Origin of the sequence: Promicromonospora sp. NPDC052451 (assembly GCF_044547525.1) — a bacterium.
GTDB lineage: Bacteria > Actinomycetota > Actinomycetes > Actinomycetales > Cellulomonadaceae > Promicromonospora.
Map to the genome: position 1 here is coordinate 652376 of NZ_JBIUAP010000001.1, position 19101 is coordinate 671476.

Here is a 19101-nt window from a genome sequence, read left to right on the forward strand (position 1 = left end):
CGTTTGTCCAAGAAACAATCCGCCTGACCTGCGAAAACTCTCCAGCGAAGGTGGGCATCAGCATGGAAGAAAATACCTAGTACCGTCCGGATGCATGGACCTCGGGAGGGTGATACCACTGTGGTCATCCGAGCCGAGAACTCGGCAAAAGAGAAATGCCGGACCCTCAGGAGCCCCCGTTGCCTCGTGCCACCGTTCGCACCTGCGCCCGCTGCGGCTGTGTTCTCAGCCGTTACAACTCCGAAGCTCGCTGCGCCGCGTGCCGGCGCACCGAGTCCGTTCCCGTGGTCTCGCTGCCCAGCGTGCCCACCCGTGTCTGGCAGGACGAAGCCGTCCGGTCAGCCCTCGCCGACTGGGACTTCGGCCAGGTCAGCCGGATGGTGCGCCAGCTCGTCCCGCTGCGCCAGGAGGACGTCGCGGCCCTGACCGGGCTGAGCCAGTCCTACCTGTCGATGCTGGAGTGCGGTGACCGCCGACTCACCGACGTCTCGCGAGTGGTCCAGTTCCTCACGGGGCTGGGCACGCCGCCGGACCTGGTGCGGCTGCCGCTGCCGGGCATCAGCCCGGCGCCCGACGCCGCCCCCGCACGTGCCGTCGCGTCCGGGCCGGTCACCGCCCCGCCGGTGTCGGTGACGCCGACGGCGCCCGACCCCGTCCTGCCGTGGACGGCGGACCGGATGCTGAGCGCGCTCCGTCTCGCCCACACCGCCGACACCGGTGCGGACCGCCCGGCGGCCGACGCCAACGGCCCCGTGACCGCCACGGCGACGAGCGAGGTCGCGGCGAACGAGACGCCGCGTCCGGCGTCGGGCATCGCGCTCAACTCGATGATCCAGCGCTGGGACGCCGAGCAGGCCGAGCCGCTGCGCCGCGCCTCGGCCGGCACCCGGGTGTCGCTCGAGCTGTGCGGGCACCTGCAGGGCACGCTCGACGAGCTGCGGGTCATGGACAAGGGCTCGGGCAGCGGGGCGGTGGCCGACCTGGCCCGCGCTCATCTCGCCCTGGTGGTCCGGGTGCTGGAGCGCAGCACGTACGACGAGGTGACGGGCCGCAAGCTCGCCGCCGTCGCCGCCGACACCGCCACCCAGGCGGGCTGGTTCGCGTTCGACGCGGGGCGGCCGGACGCGGCGCGTGCCTACATGCTCGCCGGCCTGCGTGCGGCGCACGCCGCGGCCGACGACCGGCTCGGCGCGGGGGCACTGTCGTACCTCGCGATCCACGGCTACTCCAGCGGCGACCCGCGGGACGCCGTGCGCGCCGCCGAGGCGGGCCGGCGCCGGATCGCCCGGCTCGACGCGCCCCACCTGGCGGCGACGCTGCTCACCCGGCAGGCGCGCGGCCACGCCGCCGCCGGCGAGGGCGAGGCGGCGCGCCGGGCCCTCGGTGAGGCGTCCGAGCTGTGCGCCCGCGGCCGCGGCGAGGACGACCCGCACTGGCTGTACTGGATGAACGAGGGCGAGATCCACGGCCAGTCCGGGTCGGCGCACCTCGCCCTCGGCAACACGGCACGTGCGGTCGAGAGCTTCGGCCACGCGATCCACGCGGAGCGCTCGGGCGAGCGTCGCACGCACGGCCTGTTCCTGAGCCGTGCCGCCCAGGCGCACGCCCGGGCCGGCGACCTCGACGCGGCCTGCGCCGTGGGCGAGGAGGCCGTCGCCATCGCGGAGACGGTGCAGTCGGCCCGTCTCCGCGAGCACCTGCGGGACCTGTCGGCGGACCTCCGTCGTGGTGGCTCCACCCGCCGGTCGGGTACCGGGACGCGCGTGCTGACCGAGCGGATCGCGGCAATCGCGTCGTGACCGTGCGGGCCACCCCCCGCGGTGCGTCCCGGGCCGGTGGGGCCAAGGCCCTCGTGCTCTGGGACATCGACCGGACGCTGGTCTACGTGGGCGAGGTGGATCGGACGGCCTACCGGGAGGCGTTCGCCGAGGTCGTGGGACGACCCGCCGAACGCCTCCCCGCCAAGGGCACCGGCGTCACGATGCCGCTCGCGATCCGCGGCCTCCTGGAGGACAACGGCGTGAGCGGGGCCCGGGCGGACGAGCTCCTGCCCCGCATGCTGGAGGCCGTGCCGCGCCGGTTCGAGGCGCACACGGAGGACGTCCGCCGGCTCGGCACCGTGCTCCCGGGGGCGATGCAGGCCCTCAAGGCGGTCGCCGCCGAGCCCGACCTCGTGGCGACGGTGGTGACCGGGAACCTCCGGGCGAACGCCCTGATCAAGCTCCGCGTCTTCGGCATGGACCGGTACGTGGACGCCGAGGTGGGCGGGTACTCGTCCGACGACGCGCACCGGCCGGCTCTCGTCGCGGTCGCACAGCGCCGCGCCCGCGACCGGTACGCCACGAGCTTCGACGCCACCACGACGGTGGTCGTGGGCGACTCCCTGGAGGACGTGCGCACCGGGGTCGAGGGCGGGGCGCGGGTGATCGCCGTGGCCTCGGGCACCACCCCGGCGGACCGGCTCGCCGAGGCGGGCGCCGACGTCGTGCTGCCGGACCTCACGGACGCAGCGCGTCTGCTCCAGGAGATCCGGGCGCTCACGGGGTGCACCGAGCCCGGGTGAGCCCCGCCGGACAACCGGTGGATGCAACCGGATCGAGGTGCGGGACCGACCGTTCGACGACATAGTGACTGCCGTCACATGTGGGTAGACTCTGCTTCTTCCCGCCATCGACGTTGCCGGCGGGGCGTATCAGCCTTGTGCTGGTCATGGGGGTACACACATTTCTGGGGGAGAACCCTCCGGAGCTCGTCGAGGAGGACGGATGCTCGAAGACGGCATTGTTTTCGGCGCAGGGAGCTACACCACGGTGGCGGTGATCGCCGTCATCGCGGCCGCTGCCCTCGGGTGCGCCTTCGTGCTGCGCCGCCAGGTGCTGGCCGCACCTGATGGGACCGCGAAGATGCAGGACATCGGCCAGGCCGTCCAGGAGGGCGCGTCCGCCTACCTGAGACGGCAGCTGCGCACCCTGGTGCTGTTCGCCGCGGTCGTGTTCGCGCTGCTCTTCCTGCTGCCGGGGGACGGGGGCGTGCGGGTCGGGCGTTCCGTCGCGTTCCTGTTCGGCGCCGGGTTCTCCGCAGCGATCGGCTACCTGGGCATGTGGCTCGCGGTGCGCGCCAACGTCCGCGTCGCCTCGGCCGCGACCCGGCCCGGCGGCCGGGCCGAGGGCGCCCGCATCGCCTTCCGCACCGGCGGCGTCGTCGGCATGTCCGTGGTGGGCCTGGGCCTGCTCGGCGCCGCGCTCGTCGTGCTCGTGTACGACGTCGACGCGCCCGCCGTGCTGGAGGGCTTCGGCTTCGGCGCCGCGCTGCTCGCCATGTTCATGCGCGTCGGCGGCGGCATCTTCACCAAGGCGGCCGACGTCGGCGCCGACCTGGTCGGCAAGGTCGAGCAGGGCATCCCCGAGGACGACCCGCGCAACGCGGCCACCATCGCGGACAACGTGGGCGACAACGTCGGCGACTGCGCCGGCATGGCGGCCGACCTCTTCGAGTCCTACGCCGTGACCCTCGTGGCCGCCCTCATCCTGGGCAAGGCCGCGATGGGCGAGGAGGGCCTTGTGTTCCCGCTGATCGTCACCGCGATCGGCGCGTTCGTCGCGCTGCTGGGCGTGTTCATCACCCGGGTGCGCGGGTCCGAGAGCGGGCTCGCCGCGATCAACCGCGGCTTCTACATCTCTGCGGTCGTGGGTGCCGTGCTGGCCGGGATCGCGGCCTTCGTGTACCTGCCGTCCTCGTTCGACCAGGTGCCCGGCACCGCCGACCTGTCCGGGGTGACCGCCGACCCGCGGGTCGTGTCCGCGCTGGCCGTGCTCATCGGGGTGGTGCTCGCGGGCGTCATCCTGTGGGTGACGGGCTACTTCACCGGCACGGACAAGAAGCCGACGCTGCACGTGGCCGAGACCTCGCGGACCGGAGCGGCGACCGTGGTGCTCTCCGGAATCGGCGTGGGCTTCGAGTCGGCCGTGTACACGGCCGGCATCATCGCCGCCGCGATCTGCGGCGTGTTCCTGCTGGCCGGCGGCTCGGTGCCGCTCGCGCTGTTCCTCGTGGCCCTCGCCGGCTGCGGCCTGCTCACCACGGTGGGCGTCATCGTCGCGATGGACACGTTCGGGCCGGTCAGCGACAACGCGCAGGGCATCGCCGAGATGTCGGGCGACGTCGACGAGGAGGGCGCGCAGATCCTCACCGACCTGGACGCCGTCGGCAACACCACCAAGGCCATCACCAAGGGCATCGCCATCGCCACGGCCGTGCTGGCCGCGACCGCGCTGTTCGGCTCGTACGCCGACGCCGTGTCGCACGCGCTGGCGCAGGTCAGCAGCGTCGGCGGCGGGCTGGTGACGTCGATGCTCAGCTACGAGATCATCTCGCCGGTCACCCTGGTCGGCGTGATCCTGGGTGGCGCGACCGTGTTCCTGTTCTCCGGGCTCGCGATCGACGCCGTGACGCGCGCGGCCGGCGCCATCGTGTTCGAGGTGCGCCGCCAGTTCCGCGAGCACCCGGGCATCATGACGTTCGACGAGCGCCCCGAGTACGGCAAGGTCGTGGACATCTGCACCCGCGACTCGCTGCGCGAGCTGGTCACCCCGGGTCTGCTGGCCGCCTTCGCGCCCATCGCGGTGGGCTTCGGGCTCGGCGTCGGGCCGCTGGCCGGCTTCCTGGCCGGGGCCATCGGCTCGGGCGTGCTCATGGCGATCTTCCTGGCCAACTCGGGCGGGGCCTGGGACAACGCGAAGAAGATCGTCGAGGACGGCAAGTTCGGCGGCAAGGGTTCCGACGCACACGCCGCGACCGTCATCGGTGACACCGTGGGCGACCCGTTCAAGGACACCGCGGGCCCGGCCATCAACCCGCTCATCAAGGTGATGAACCTGGTGGCGCTGCTGATCGCCCCGGCGGTCGTGGCGATCAGCGTGCCCGAGGACGCCAACCACGCGCTCCGGATCGGCATCGCGCTGGTGGCCGCCGCCGTGGCCTTCGGCGCCGTGATCTGGTCCCGCGTGCGCGCGGGCCGTACGGACGCGGCCCAGGAGTCGGAGCAGGACCGGGCCTCGGCCACGGTCTAGGTCACCACCAGTTCGGTAGGTTGCCCGACGGCCTGGCCGGCGTTCGGTCGGTTGCACCGAGATCGGTCCATCGATGGACCGATCTCGGTGCGACCGACCGAACGCATCAGTCGCGGGCCAGCATGTGGCCGAACTCGTGCGCCGTCTGCGGGCTCTACTGGGGGCTCTACTGGGGGCTCTACTGGCCCACCCGGCCGTCGATGCACTCGCGGAGCAGGTCCGCGTGCCCCACGTGCCGTGCGTACTCCTCGACCATGTGCACCAGGATGTCGCGGACCGGGATCTCGTCCCCGCGCCGGGGCACCAGCCGGCCCAGGTCGTCCTCGGGCAGCGTCTCCAGCCAGGCGTCGGCGTCGCGCACCTCGCGCCGCCAGTCCTCCCACGCCTGGGCCACGACGGCCGGATCGGCCACCGCGTCCTCGAAGTCCACGTCGACGTCCGGCCGCGCCGGGTCGTGGTAGAGCGGGGGCAGGTCCTCGCCGCCACCCGCCAGCACCTCCTGGAACCACCCGCGCTCGACCTTGGCCAGGTGCCGCACCAGCCCCAGCAGGGAGAGGGTCGACGGCGGCACCGACCGGCGGGCCATCTGCTCGGCGTCGAGCCCCTCGCACTTCATCTCCAGCGTGATCCGGTAGTGCTTGAGGTAGTTCCAGAGGGTCTCCTTCTCACCCACCGGCTTGGCCAGCGCCTCTCGCGGGTCGTCGTCCGGGTCCGCCCACATGTCGGGGTAGACGGTGGCCTGGCTCCAGCGCTCCGTTGTCATGTGGCCCAGTGGACGTCCGTGCTCGCGACCGGTCAACGGAATATGCGACCGCCGTCGGGCGAAGTGCGGCCGTATCCGGCAAAATGGGACACGCATACACCTCACCCGGGGTATGTGGAAAACCCGTTGCGACCGCTATCGTCTGCGGTGTTGTGCTATCGAGCGCCCTGCGGACGCAGGGTGCGGACGCCGACGCAGGAGCCCCCTCAGGGCAGACTCGGAGCAGGAGAAGGTCCCGTGAGTGCCGACACCGACCCGACCGAGGCCATACCTCAGGTCACGGCCGCGATGATCGCGAAGGCCGCGGCCCGGCGGCCCGCACCCTCCGACGTACCGCCGGCCGAGCCAGGCCGGGAGAGCACGCCGGACCGCACCCGGTCCGCGCAGCGCGCCCCGGAGCGGGAGACGGTGCCCGAGCAGCCGGCCGCGCCCGACGCCGAGCTCCCCGTCCGGTCGGGCCGGTCGTCGTTCACGTCCTCCGAGCCGTACGGCGACGGCCACACCGCGGCAGGCCACATCGCCGCCGCGCACCTGTCCTCGCTCGTCCAGATCCCCACGGTGTCGGCGGAGGACCCGGACGACGTCGACCACGAGGCCTTCGCGCGGCACCGGGCCGCGCTGGCGACGTTCTACCCCCGCGTGCACGCCCTGCAGAGCGAGCCGGTGGGCGAGCACGGCCTGCTGTTCCGGTGGCCCGGCAAGGGCCGCGAGGACGTGCTGCACCCCTTCCCGGTGGTCCTCATGGCGCACCAGGACGTGGCGCCGGTGCAGAGCGTCGACTGGGCGACCAACCCGTTCTCGGGCGAGATCCGGGACGGCGTCGTGCACGGCCGCGGCACGCTCGACGACAAGGGCAGCCTGGTCGCGGTGCTCGACGCCGTGGAGACGCTGCTCGGCGACGGCTTCGTGCCCGAGCGGGACGTCTGGCTCTTCTTCGGCGCGGACCAGGAGAGCGACGGGCAGTCCGCGGAGCGCGCCGTCCGACGGCTGTACGAGCTGGGCGTGCGCCCGTGGCTCGTGCTCGACGGGGGCGGCGGGGTCGTGACCGACGCCGTCCCGGGCGTCGACCGCCAGGTGGCGATGGTCGGTGTCGCCGAGAAGGGTCTGGTCGGCGTGAACCTGTACACGACCGACGTCGGCGGCCACGCCGCGACCCCGGGCCGGCAGACCGCGACCGGGCGGCTCGCCCGCGCCGCGGCGCGCGTGAGCCGGCACCGGTTCGCCGCCCGCGTCGGTGCGCCCACGGTCACCATGCTGGAGCGGGTCTCGCCCGGCGCCAAGGGTTTCCGCGGCCTGCTGCTGCGGACGGCCACCCGGCTCGCCTCCGGGCCGCTGCGCACGGTCGCTGCGCGGATGATCGCGCGGGGCGGACCCGAGGCGTCGGCCACGGTGCGCACGACGGTGGCGGTCACCGAGCTCGAGGGCAGCGTGGGACCGACCGTCGCGGCGTCGTCGGCCCGTGCGCGACTCGACGTGCGGGTCGCGCTCGGTGACACGGTGGAGCGGACCGTGGCGCGGCTGCGCCGGGTGGTCCGGGACAAGCAGGTCGAGATCGAGGTCGTGGCGAGCAGCGAGCCGAGCGAGGTGTCGCCGTCCGACGGTCAGCAGTTCGCGCTGCTGGGCGAGGCGGTCGGCGCCGCTTACCCGGACGCGCTCGTGGTGCCCTACGTGCAGCTCACCTCGTCCGACGCGCGGACCTTCACCCCGATCAGCGACCACGTCTACCGGTTCAGCCCGTTCGTGCTGACCGCGGAGCAGCGGCAGTCGGTGCACGGTGCGGGCGAGCGCCTGAGCGTGGATTCCCTGGGTCGCGGCGTGCATTTCTATCGTGAGGTGCTGCGCAAGATCCCGGGCTGACCTGGGCATTCAACAAATCGCCGAAATTGGACTAAGTTCTCCCTTTACATCGGTGAGGGGGACGTCCATGAGCAGCTCCGCAGTACCGCCCACGGTACCGGGTGGGTCGCGTGCGCCCGTGCACGTCAACGTCCACACCTACCCGGCGCAGCTCCAGTACCCGCCGCGGACGTACCTCCTGTTCTCGGTGCTGGTGACGATCTTCTGCTTCTTTCCCACGGGACTGGTCGCGCTCTTCAGCGCGATGCGCGTCAATGCCCTCTGGAAGGCGCAACAACACGACAAAGCACGCAAAGCGTCTCGGCGTGCGCGCAACTGGGGTCTGCTCACGCTCGCCATCGGCATCGTCGTCATGGTGCTCGTGGTGTTCTGGTCGAGCATCACCTACCTGAACCGGTAGCAACTTCACCCACCCTTCGCCACGTATCACACGATTGCCCTTCCTGTCCTCCCAGAGGTTGCGGGTAAAGTTCGCGGCTATGAGTGCGACACGGCGCAAGGGCTCACGGGGTGGTCGTGCTGCGTCCCGCGCCGGCGGGCCTCCTGCGTCCAACGCGCTCACCTGGGCAGAGAGCCTCGCGTCCGGCGATCCCGCACCCGGCGCCAGCGCCCTGGAGTGGGCCGAGGGCCTCGCGGCGAAGGAGCCCGCCCCCAGCCCGTGGGGCAGCGCGTCCGTCACGGCCACCGAGGCGCCTGCGACCGGCGACGACGGCGGCTCGCCCTGGGGTCCCGTCCCCGCACCGGCCGTCGCGGACCCGGAGGGGGAGGCCGACGCGAACCCCTGGGGCCCCGTCGCGGTCACGGAACCGCCGGTCGCGCGCGGCCGCGGCAAGAGCTCCGGCGGCAAGGGCGGCAAGGCCCGGGGCCGGAGCAAGGGCAAGGGCGCCCGTTCCGGCGCCAAGGGCGCTCCCAAGAGCGACGCCGACGCCGCTCCCACCCCCGCCGGCGGCTTCCCGCTGAACGTCGGGCCGGTCGCCGACGTCGACGACGTACCGCCGCCCGCACCGGCCGAGGACGTCGACCCGGCGAGCCCGGACGTGCTGCCCGACCCGGCGGACGCCCCCGCCGGCCGGACCACCCCGAAGCCCGGCGCCGGGACCACGCGCCCCCGCGGCCGTCTCGACACCGCGCAGCAGAAGCGCATCAAGAGGACCCTGCGTCGTGGTCTGCCCCCGTTCCTGGACCGGCCCACGGTGCTCGTGTCGGCGGGTGTCGTCGCGGCCCTGCTGGGTCTGGGCACGGGCTGGGTGACGAGCCTGTCCTCGGGCGGCGGCCCGCTCTCGGCCGCGGACGCCGCGTCCTGCGCCCAGACCCAGATGGCGTGGACGCAGGCCGCCAACGCGCAGTCGGCGATGGTGGAGGACCAGCCCGAGACCCTGCGCAAGGGATTCATCAACGCCCGCAACGCCCTGGAGGGCGTGACGCCGCCCGAGGCCATCGCCGAGGACTGGGCCGTGGCGTTCACGTACTACTCGACCGTCGCGAACAACATCGAGAAGGTGAAGGCCGACGACGGCCCGGCGGTCACCTCCGCCGTCGGCGGCGCGCAGGAGGAGCTGGACACCCAGGCCATGGTGGCCGCGTCCCAGCGCGTGCAGGAGTACGTGGCGTCCAACTGCCAGGGCTGACGCGACCCGCACCGGCGGGTACGGGCAGGATGGGCCCGTGCAGCCTCCCTCGACCGACCCCGCCCTCGTCGCCTCGCTCCGCGCCGACCTGGGTTCCAGCTCCTACGACGTCGACGGCGTCGAGGACCTCCTCGGACCGCTCGCCGCCGCGGCACTGCACCGCGAGCAGCCGTTGCCGGCCCGGCGCGCCGTCGCCGGGGCGGTCGCCGGCGTCGCGCCGTCCGACCACGACCCGCGTGCCACCCTGGCCGCCCTCTTCCTCCTCGGCCTGCCCGTGCCGCGCGCCGCGCTCGACCGCGCGCTGCCCGCGACCGGCACGGCGGGCGCCGAGCGCCTCGGCCTGGTCGCGACCAGCGGCGCGGGGGATGACGACGAGGTGCGCGCCGTCGCGGACCTGCGTCCGTACTCCTCCGTCGACGCCGTCGGCGACGCCCGCTGGTGGCTGGCCTCCGACCTGGGCGAGCTGGCCACGGGCGGCCGCCTCGCCACCGACCACGTGCTCGGCGCTGGCGGGGCGTCGCTCACGCTCGCGCAGGTCACCGTGCGCGAGCCGACCGGACGGGTGCTCGACCTCGGCACCGGGTGCGGCATCCAGGCGCTGCATGCCGCCCGGCACGCCCGGCGGGTCGTCGCCACCGACATCTCGCGGCGCGCGCTCGCCTTCGCGGGGCTGAACGTGGCCCTCAACGCACCGTCCGGGGTGGACGTCGAGCTGCGGCAGGGGTCGATGCTGGAGCCGGTGGCCGGGGAGCGGTTCGACCTCGTGGTCTCCAACCCGCCGTTCGTCATCACGCCGCACGCGGGGGCCGCCGGACGGGCCGTCGCCGACGCGCTGGGCGACTACGAGTACCGCGACGGCGGCCGGGCGGGCGACGACCTGGTCCGCGACCTGGTCCTCGGCGTGGGCGGGGTGCTGGCGCCGGGCGGCGTGGCCCAGCTCCTCGGCAACTGGGAGCACCGGCGGGGTGAGCCCTGGGCCGAGCGGGTCGGCGCCTGGCTGGACCAGGCGGGGCTGGACGGCTGGATCATCCAGCGCGAGGTGCTCGACCCCGCCGAGTACGCCGAGACCTGGATCCGCGACGGCGGCACCACCCCCGACCGCGAGCCGGACGCCTGGGCGGCGGCGTACGGCGCGTGGCTCGACGACTTCGCGACCCGCGACGTCGAGGCGGTGGGCTTCGGGATCGTGACCCTGCGGCGCCCGGAGTCGGGGCGCCCCACGCTGCGCCGCCTGGAGGAGCACACGGGCTCCGTGCGCCAGCCGCTCGGTGCGCACATCGCGCGCAGCCTCGCGGGGCACGACTGGCTCGCGGCCCGCGACGACGCCACGCTCGCCGCGGCCCGCCTGGTCACCGCCGCCGACGTCACTGAGGAGCGGTACCTGACCCCCGGTGCGGCGGACCCGAACGTCGTGATCCTGCGGCAGGGTGACGGCCTGGGCCGTGGCGTCCAGGCGTCGAGCCCGTTGGCGGCACTGGTGGGCGCGTGCGACGGCGAGCTCACGGTGGGGCAGATCGTCGGCGCGCTCGCGGCGCTGTTCGAGGTGCCCGCGGACGCCCTGGCCGGAGAGCTGCTCCCGGCCGTCCGTGACCTGGTCCGGGACGGTTTCCTGGCGGGATGACGGCCCGTCGTCGGAACCCTCGTACCCGGCCGATCCGCGGTGGGACGCTCGTTTCCGGGACGTAACGGTCAGGCGTGTCCGCCGATAAATCTTGGCCGAAACCGAGACAACTGCGGACATGACAGTTATTTTCCAACGTGTGGAACTCGACATGCGGCACTTGAGGATGGTTGTCGCTGTTGCCGAGTCGGGCAGCGTCACGAAGGCGGCCGCTGCTCTCGGCATCGCGCAGCCGGCGTTGACCGCGCAGCTCAACCGCATCGACCGGTCGTTGGGCGGCACCGTGTTCGTCCGCGACCGGTTCGGTGCCCGCCCGACCGAGCTCGGGGAGCTGATCCTCCGGCACGCCCGGGTGCTCCTGCCGGCCATGGCTGCCCTCGCGGACGACGCCGAACGGCTCGTCAACGGCGACGTCGCGCGCGGGGAGACGGTGCGGGTGGGCATCACCGGCACGTCGCTGGGCGGGCTGTTCGTCAACCAGCTGCACATCGCGATCCCGGGCGCCCAGGTCACCACCGCCATGCCCCACCTGGCGGACGACGTGGCGTCCCGGCTCGCGCGCGGCACCATCGACGTCGGGCTGGTCGGCATGTGCTCCGACGTCTCGCCGCCGGCCGCCGTGGAGGTCGCCTGGACCCGGGTCTGCACCGACCCGATGTTCGTGCTCATCGACGAGCACCACCCGTACGCGGGCAAGCCCGAGGTCTCGCTCGCCGAGCTGGCCGAGGAGCAGTGGCTCTGCGTGCCGTCGCACGGCTGCCTGGAGGAGTGCTTCGTGTCGGCGTGCGTGCGCGCCGGGTTCACGCCCCGCGGCATGGGCGAGGCCGAGTGGACCACCGCCGTGGACCAGGTGCGGGCGGGCCGTGCGGTGGCGCTCGTGGAGCCCGGCCAGCTCGACCCGCCGGGGGTCGTGACGGTGCCGCTGGCGGGCGCGCCCCTGCGCCGTACCCACTACCTCGGCTGGCGGCACGACGCGGACCTGCGCGTGGACGTGGAGGCGGTCGAGGGCGCCGCGCACCGCGCCCACCGCGACGCCGTGCGCCGCAGCCCGCAGTACGAGCAGTGGCTGGCGATGTACGGGATGCTCGGCTGAGGCGAAGGTGGCACCGCAGGGTCGGCCGATTCACGACACGGCTGAGCTGACCCCGTACGTGGTTTGCCCTCCATAGGAAATATGTATGACCTGAGTGTGATCTGGGCGTGACGTCCAACTCCTCCTACGGTGAGCGGGCGGGTGAAAAATCACCTGCGGGTGGAACTTCACCCTCTTCGACCCGAGGAGTCGCTGGAGATGAGACGCACTTCCCTCCGGGGCGTCGCCGTGGCAACCGCCACCGTGGGCCTCTTTGCCGGCACCATCAACGCCGTCGCCGCCGCCGGTTCCACCGATGCGGGGTCCGCCGCGGGCTACGCGCCGGGCCTGGTCGCCGCGATGGAGCGCGACCTGGGCCTGAGCGCCGCCGAGGCCGTGGACCGGCTCGCGGTCCAGGAGGCCCTGGCCGACACGCAGCACAGCCTGGAGAAGTCGCTCGGTGCTTCGTACGGCGGCGCCTGGGTCGAGGGTGCGGACGCGCTGCACGTGGCCGTGACCGACGCCGCCGAGGCGGCCACCGTCCGTGCGGCCGGGGCCACCCCCGTCACCGTCGACAACTCGCTGACGGCGCTGGACGCCTGGACGGCGGACCTGGACGGCGCGCTGTCCTCCTCCGACGTGACCTCGTACCACGTGGACGTGGAGACCAACGAGATCGTCGTGGACGTGGTCGAGGGTGCCACCGCGGACGTCGCGGCCGCCGTCGCCGAGGCCGGTGTCCCGGCGTCGGCCGTGTCGCTCACCGAGGCCACGGAGCGTCCGCGGACCTTCGCCGACGTGATCGGCGGCGAGGCGTACTTCATCGACGGCAGCGCGCGCTGCTCGGTCGGCTTCGCGGTCACCGGCGGGTTCGTCTCGGCCGGCCACTGCGGTTCGGTGGGCTCGACGGCCAGCGAGCCGTCCGGCACGTTCGAGGTCTCGGAGTTCCCGGGCAGCGACTACAGCTACGTCTCGGTCGACTCGGACACCCCGGTCGGCGTGGTGGACGACTGGAACGGCGGCACGGTCGCCGTCGAGGGCTCCACGCCCGCCGCGGTCGGTGCGTCCGTCTGCCGCTCCGGTTCCACGACCGGCTGGCACTGCGGCACCATCGAGGCGCTCAACGCCACGGTGAACTACGCCGAGGGCACCGTCACGGGCCTCATCCAGACCGACGTCTGCGCGGAGCCGGGCGACTCGGGCGGCTCGCTGCTCGCCGGTTCGCAGGCCCAGGGCATGACCTCCGGGGGCAGCGGCAACTGCTCCTCCGGCGGCCAGACCTTCTTCCAGCCCGTCGGTGAGGTGCTGAGCGCCGCCGGGGTGGACCTGCTGACCAACTGACCGGCCCGTCGAGGTGCGGGTAGGGGCTTCCCCTACCCGCATCTCGGCATGTCCGCATATTCCCCCGATATGGCCTAAACGGTATCTGGGAGTTACCTGAAAGCGACCCTACGCTGTCCGGCACTGGGTGAATCCATTGCCCCGACGACAAGGAGTCGCTGGACATGAGACGCACATCCTTCAGAGCCGTCACGGTAGCCACCGCCGCCGCGACCCTCCTCGCCGCCAGCATCACCGCCGCCACCACCGGCACCGCGGCCGGAACCGACCAGTCCGAGACGTCCGGCTACGCGCCGGGCATGGTCGCCGCCATGGAGCGCGACCTCGGCCTCAGCACGGCGGAGGCGGTGGACCGCCTCCGGACCGACGAGGCGCTGTCCGCCACGCAGCACGCCATCGCGAAGTCCCTCGACTCGGGGTACGCGGGCGCATGGGTCGAGGGCGACGAGCTGTTCGTCGCCGTGACCGACAAGGCCGGGGCCGCCGAGGTCCGTGCCGCCGGTGCCACCGCCGTCACCGTCGGCCGGTCCCTGGACCGCCTCGACCGGCTCGCCACGCAGGCCTTCCGGGCCGCGCCGGAGGCGAAGGTCGCGGGCGCCTACGTGGACGTCGAGTCGAACTCGGTGGTCCTGGAGGTCGCCGAGGGCGCGACGGGTGCCGTCTCCGCCGCCGTGCGCGCCGCGGGCGTCCCCGCGAGCGCCGTCTCCGTGGTCGAGGTGACCGAGATGCCCCGCACGTTCATCAACGTGATCGGCGGCAACGCCTACTACATCGGCGGCGCCCGCTGCTCGGTCGGCTTCTCGGCCACCGGAGGCTTCGTCACCGCGGGCCACTGCGGCTCGCGCGGCGCCACGACCAGCCAGCCGAGCGGTACCTTCCAGGTGTCCTCGTTCCCCGGCAACGACTACGCCTACGTCAGCACGGGCAGCGACGACACCCCGGTCGGCGCCGTGAACAACTACAGCGGCGGCACCGTCAACGTCGCGGGCTCGACGGCGGCCGCCGTCGGCGCCACGGTCTGCCGGTCCGGCTCCACCACGGGCTGGCACTGTGGCACCATCCAGGCCCTGAACGCCTCGGTCACCTACGCCGAGGGCACCGTGACCGGCCTCATCCGCACCAACGTCTGCGCCGAGCCGGGCGACTCCGGCGGCTCGCTCCTGGCCGGTACGCAGGCCCAGGGCATGACCTCCGGCGGCAGCGGCAACTGCTCCTCCGGTGGCACCACGTACTTCCAGCCGGTGAACGAGGCGCTCAGCGCCGCGGGCGTCTCGCTGGTCACGGGCGGCGGCGGGACCACCCCGCCCGCCGGCTGCACGGGCTACGAGTCGGCGTTCAGCGGCTCGCTGAGCTCGGGCGGGCAGGCGGCGGAGCCGGGCACCACCGGGTTCTCCGCGCTGAGCGGCACCATCACGGGCTGCCTCGACGGCCCGAGCGGCACGGACTTCGACCTCTACCTGCAGAAGTCCAGCAGCGGCTCGTGGGTCACCGTGGCGCAGGGCATCACGGCGTCGCCCGACGAGACCGTGACCTACTCGGGCACGTCCGGGACCTACCGCTGGGTCGTGGACGCGTACTCGGGCTCGGGCTCGTACACGGGTGGCTGGTCGACCAACCCGTGACCGGATGACGTGCCGGGTGTGCGGGTCGTCCCGACCCGCGCACCCGGCACGTCAGGGCCGGGCCGTGGACTGGCGCACCAGCAGGAGGGCCGCGAACGAGGCCAGGGTGACCGCCGTCACCCCGAGCATGCCGCCCATGTAGGCCGTGAGGTCGCCGCCCAGCGGCAGCCCCCAGCCGTAGCCCCGCACGCTCCCGAGCGCGCCGACGGCGAGGACGCCGCTCCCCGCCGCGCCGAGCAGCAGGAGCCCCGCGGTGCCCGACGTCCCGGCCCCCGTGCCGGTGCGCGGCTCGTCGAGCGAGGAGGACGAGCTCAGGGCGCAGACCCCGGCGCCCCAGGCGAGCACCACGAGGACGGCGGCGACGACGTCGGACGGCCGGTGCCACTGCCCGACGAGCGTCGACACCCCCGTGGCCCCCGTGTAGGCGGCGCCGGCCACCGCGACGAGCGGGCGCCAGCGCCGGGGCACCGCGATCAGGAGGCCCGCCGCGACCGACGCGGCGACGGTCGTGTGCCCGCTCGGCAGCGTGTTCACGTCGGCGCGGGCGACGTCGAGCAGGGCCGGACGGTCGAGCACCACGTGCTTGAGCACCTGCGTGGTGAGGTTCGAGCCGGCCACCAGGACGGCGACCTGCGCCGCGAGCCACCAGCGCCCGCGCACCAGCGCGAGCACGACGGCGGCGGCCAGGCCGAGTCCCACGAACGTGTTGGACACCACACCGAGCACCGGCTCGGCGAGCTCCCAGAGCACACCCTGGCCGCGTGCCGCACCCTCCAGCGCGAGCTGGTCGGCGTACTGGCCCCGCCCCGAGACGACGAAGGTGTCCCAGGTGGCCCACAGGCCCCAGGCGGCCAGGACGGCGACCACCGCGGCCGTCACGAGCGGTCCGGTCCGGGGCCGCAGCCTCGGCCCGCGCGCCGGCATCGGGTGCCCGCTGGCGACGGCGGGCGCCGGGTGCGGTCCGCCCGGCGGCGGAAGGGTACGGTCCGTCATGGAGCCACCGTAGAGGACCGGCCTGGAGAGACCGTGTGCCTGGTGTGAGGCTCCGCGGTCGTCATGCCGTAGGTGAAAATCACCACGGTCATGTGAAACCGCCGGGCAACCGGATCTCGGCCGGATAGGGTGCGATCCGTCGCGCCTGGCGTACCGTGAACTCTCCAACGCCACTCGGCGCTCAACCCCCAGACCCCGCAGGAAGCAGGCAGGACCGGATGTCCCAGGCACGCAAGCTCGTGATCGTGGAGTCGCCCACGAAGGCTCGAAAGATCCAGAGCTATCTCGGCGACGACTACGAGGTCGAGGCGAGCGTCGGCCACATCCGTGACCTCCCGCAGCCGAAGGACCTGCCCACGGAGATGAAGAAGGGGCCCTACGGCAAGTTCGCCGTGGACGTCGACAACGGGTTCGACCCGTACTACGTGGTGCACGCCGACAAGAAGAAGAAGGTCAGCGAGCTCAAGAAGGCCCTCAAGGACGCCGACGAGCTCTTCCTCGCCACCGACGAGGACCGCGAGGGCGAGGCCATCGCGTGGCACCTGATCCAGGAGCTCAAGCCCAAGGTCCCGGTCAAGCGCATGGTGTTCCACGAGATCACCCGGGACGCGATCCTCCGGGCGCTGGAGAACACGCGCGAGCTGGACCAGGACCTCGTCGACGCGCAGGAGACCCGGCGCATCCTGGACCGCCTGTACGGCTACGAGGTCTCGCCCGTGCTGTGGCGCAAGGTGCGCCAGGGCCTGTCCGCGGGCCGCGTGCAGTCGGTGGCGACCCGCCTCGTGGTGGAGCGCGAGCGGGAGCGCATGGCGTTCGTGCCCGCCGACTACTGGGACGTGGCGGGCACCTTCGCGGTGGCGGACGACGGCCAGCCCTCCTTCCGCGCGCGGCTCACCCAGCTCGCCGGTGACAAGGTCGCCTCCGGCCGCGACTTCGACGACCGGGGCCGGCTCAAGGTCCGCACCGGTGTGGTGCAGCTCGACGAGGCGACGGCGAACGCCGTCGTCGCCGGGCTCGAGGCCGCCGACTTCTCGGTGCGCAGCCTGGAGACCAAGCCCTACACGCGGCGTCCGGCCGCGCCGTTCACCACCTCCACCATGCAGCAGGAGGCGGGCCGCAAGCTGCGCATGTCGTCGCGGCAGGCGATGCGCACCGCGCAGGCCCTGTACGAGAACGGCTACATCACCTACATGCGTACCGACAGCCCCTCGCTGTCGAAGGAGGCCACCGACGCCGCCCGGCGCCAGGCCGCGGAGCTGTACGGCCCCGAGTACGTGCCGGGCGCGCCCCGGCTGTACCAGTCCAAGTCGAAGGGCGCCCAGGAGGCGCACGAGGCGATCCGCCCGGCGGGCGACTCGTTCCGCACCCCGGCCCAGGTCGCCGGCGAGCTCAGCGGCGACCAGTTCCGCCTGTACGAGCTGATCTGGAAGCGCACCGTCGCCTCCCAGATGGCCGACGCCAAGGGGTCGACGGCGTCCGTGCGGCTCGGCGCCGTCGTCGTGGGCGGTCCGCGGGACGGCCAGGAGGCGGTGTTCTCGGCGTCGGGCACGGTCATCACCTTCCGCGGCTTCCTGGCCGCGTACGAGGAGGGCGCCGACGCCGACAGCGAGAGCGAGAGTGCCGCGGCGGCGAAGGAGACCCGCCTGCCCACCATGGCCGAGGGCGACGCGCTGACCGGCACCGACCTCGCGGCCGACGGGCACTCCACGACGCCGCCCGCCCGGTACACCGAGGCGTCGCTGGTCAAGGCGCTGGAGGAGCGCGGCATCGGCCGCCCGTCCACGTACGCCGCCACGATCTCGACGATCCAGGACCGCGGCTACGTCATCACGCGCGGTCAGGCGCTGGTGCCGACGTGGCTCGCGTTCGCTGTGGTGCGCCTGCTGGAGGAGCACTTCGACCGGCTGGTCGACTACGACTTCACGGCCACCATGGAGGCCGACCTCGACCAGATCGCCGCCGGGTCGCGCGAGCGGGTGGCGTGGCTCAAGGAGTTCTACTTCGGCGAGGCCCCCGGCAACCTCGGCACGTCCGACCAGCTCGGCGTGGACAGCGACGGCGGCGGTCTGCGCGCCCTCGTGGAGAACCTCGGGGAGATCGACGCGGCCGCGATCAACTCGGTGGACATCGGCGAGGGCATCCGTGTCCGCGTGGGCCGGTACGGCCCGTACGTCGAGGACCTCGCGGCCGAGGTGGAGGAGGGCAAGAACCCGCCCCGCGCCTCGGTGCCGGACGACGTCGCGCCCGACGAGCTGACCGTCGAGCGGGCGCGCGAGCTGCTGGCGGCCGGCGCCGACGACGGCCGCGTGCTCGGCGTGCACCCCGAGACGGGCAACCCCGTCGTCGCGAAGAACGGCCGGTACGGCCCGTACGTGACGGAGCAGCTGCCCGAGCCGGACCTCGACCCGGACCTGTCGGCCGCGGCGAAGAAGCGTGCGCTGGCCGCGCTGCCCAAGCCGAGGACGGCGTCGCTGCTCAAGACGCAGTCGCTGGACTCGGTGACGCTGGAGGACGCCCTGCAGCTCATGTCGCTGCCGCGGGTGGTGGGCGTGGACCCGGAGTCGGGCGACGAGATCACCGCCCAGAACGGCCGCTACGGGCCCTACCTCAAGAAGGGCACGGACTCGCGGACGCTCCCGACCGAGGAGGCCATCTTCACGGTCACCCTGGACGAGGCGCTGGAGATCTACAAGCAGCCGAAGCGCGGGCGGGGCCGCACGGCCACGCCGCCGCTGCGCGAGCTCGGCGACGACCCGAACAGCGGCAAGCCGATCCAGGTCAAGGACGGCCGCTTCGGGCCGTACGTGACCGACGGCGAGACCAACCGCACCCTGCCGCGCGACCTGACGCCGGAGACGGTCACCGCCGAGCGTGCGATCGAGCTGCTCGCCGAGAAGCGCGCTCAGGGCCCGGCGAAGAAGCGCACGACCCGCTCGACGGCGGCCAAGAAGCCTGCGGCGAAGACGGCCGCCAAGAAGCCGGCCACCAAGAAGGCGTCGAGCGCCAAGAAGTGAGCCGTGGGGGGGGGGGGGGGGGGCCCCGCGCCCCGCCCCCCCCCCCGGGGCGGCGGGGCCGGGGGCGCCCGGGCGGCGGGCACCGGGAAAGGACACAGCGAAAAAAAAAAAACGACCACAA

Annotated in this window: 13 protein-coding genes; 11 read left to right on the forward strand and 2 right to left on the reverse strand. The window is 73.3% G+C overall.

Annotation, left to right across the window (positions count from 1 at the left end; translation table 11 throughout):
* The first annotated feature begins 302 nt into the window (after positions 1-302).
* From ACIG47_RS02820 to ACIG47_RS02830, 3 genes are all read left to right on the forward strand, one after another.
* Positions 303-1799 (forward strand): helix-turn-helix domain-containing protein, encoded by a 1497-nt coding sequence (locus ACIG47_RS02820; RefSeq protein WP_397418151.1) that lies wholly within the window; start codon positions 303-305, stop codon positions 1797-1799.
* Positions 1800-1801: 2 nt separating this feature from the next.
* Entirely contained in the window at positions 1802-2563 is a 762-nt protein-coding gene (locus ACIG47_RS02825; protein ID WP_397418153.1) for an HAD family hydrolase, read from the forward strand.
* 202 nt (positions 2564-2765) lie between these two features.
* Complete coding sequence (locus ACIG47_RS02830; RefSeq protein ID WP_397418155.1) at positions 2766-5069, forward strand: sodium-translocating pyrophosphatase; 2304 nt, start codon at positions 2766-2768, stop codon at positions 5067-5069.
* Between the two features lie 178 nt (positions 5070-5247).
* Here ACIG47_RS02830 and ACIG47_RS02835 read toward each other — a convergent pair whose 3' ends face one another.
* On the reverse strand, positions 5248-5832 hold the full coding sequence (locus ACIG47_RS02835; protein ID WP_397429508.1) for a DinB family protein: 585 nt from the start codon (positions 5830-5832) through the stop codon (positions 5248-5250).
* 237 nt (positions 5833-6069) lie between these two features.
* Between ACIG47_RS02835 and ACIG47_RS02840 the strand changes: the two genes are divergently transcribed.
* The 7 genes from ACIG47_RS02840 (at position 6070) to ACIG47_RS02870 (ending at position 14973) form a co-directional block, all read left to right on the forward strand.
* Complete coding sequence (locus ACIG47_RS02840; protein WP_397429509.1) at positions 6070-7689, forward strand: M20/M25/M40 family metallo-hydrolase; 1620 nt, start codon at positions 6070-6072, stop codon at positions 7687-7689.
* A gap of 67 nt (positions 7690-7756) precedes the next feature.
* On the forward strand, positions 7757-8089 hold the full coding sequence (locus ACIG47_RS02845) for a CD225/dispanin family protein (protein WP_397418164.1): 333 nt from the start codon (positions 7757-7759) through the stop codon (positions 8087-8089).
* Between the two features lie 79 nt (positions 8090-8168).
* Entirely contained in the window at positions 8169-9317 is a 1149-nt protein-coding gene (locus ACIG47_RS02850; protein WP_397429510.1) for a hypothetical protein, read from the forward strand.
* A gap of 37 nt (positions 9318-9354) precedes the next feature.
* Positions 9355-10938 (forward strand): methyltransferase, encoded by a 1584-nt coding sequence (locus ACIG47_RS02855; protein ID WP_397429511.1) that lies wholly within the window; start codon positions 9355-9357, stop codon positions 10936-10938.
* Between the two features lie 151 nt (positions 10939-11089).
* Positions 11090-12031, forward strand: a complete 942-nt coding sequence (locus ACIG47_RS02860) for a LysR family transcriptional regulator (protein ID WP_397418171.1) — start codon at positions 11090-11092, stop codon at positions 12029-12031.
* A 198-nt stretch (positions 12032-12229) separates the two neighbouring features.
* A complete protein-coding gene (locus tag ACIG47_RS02865) occupies positions 12230-13351 on the forward strand; it encodes a S1 family peptidase (RefSeq protein ID WP_397429512.1) in 1122 nt (373 codons plus the stop codon).
* A 164-nt stretch (positions 13352-13515) separates the two neighbouring features.
* Positions 13516-14973: a S1 family peptidase gene (locus ACIG47_RS02870; protein ID WP_397429513.1), complete on the forward strand. Its 1458-nt coding sequence runs from the start codon at positions 13516-13518 to the stop codon at positions 14971-14973.
* A gap of 51 nt (positions 14974-15024) precedes the next feature.
* Here the strand turns inward: ACIG47_RS02870 and ACIG47_RS02875 are convergent, their stop codons facing one another.
* Positions 15025-15966 (reverse strand): phosphatase PAP2 family protein, encoded by a 942-nt coding sequence (locus tag ACIG47_RS02875; RefSeq protein ID WP_397429514.1) that lies wholly within the window; start codon positions 15964-15966, stop codon positions 15025-15027.
* 218 nt (positions 15967-16184) lie between these two features.
* On the opposite strand from ACIG47_RS02875, the gene topA reads away from it, so the two are divergent.
* On the forward strand, positions 16185-18980 hold the full coding sequence (gene topA, locus ACIG47_RS02880) for a type I DNA topoisomerase (RefSeq protein ID WP_397429515.1): 2796 nt from the start codon (positions 16185-16187) through the stop codon (positions 18978-18980).
* Positions 18981-19101: the final 121 nt, after the last annotated feature.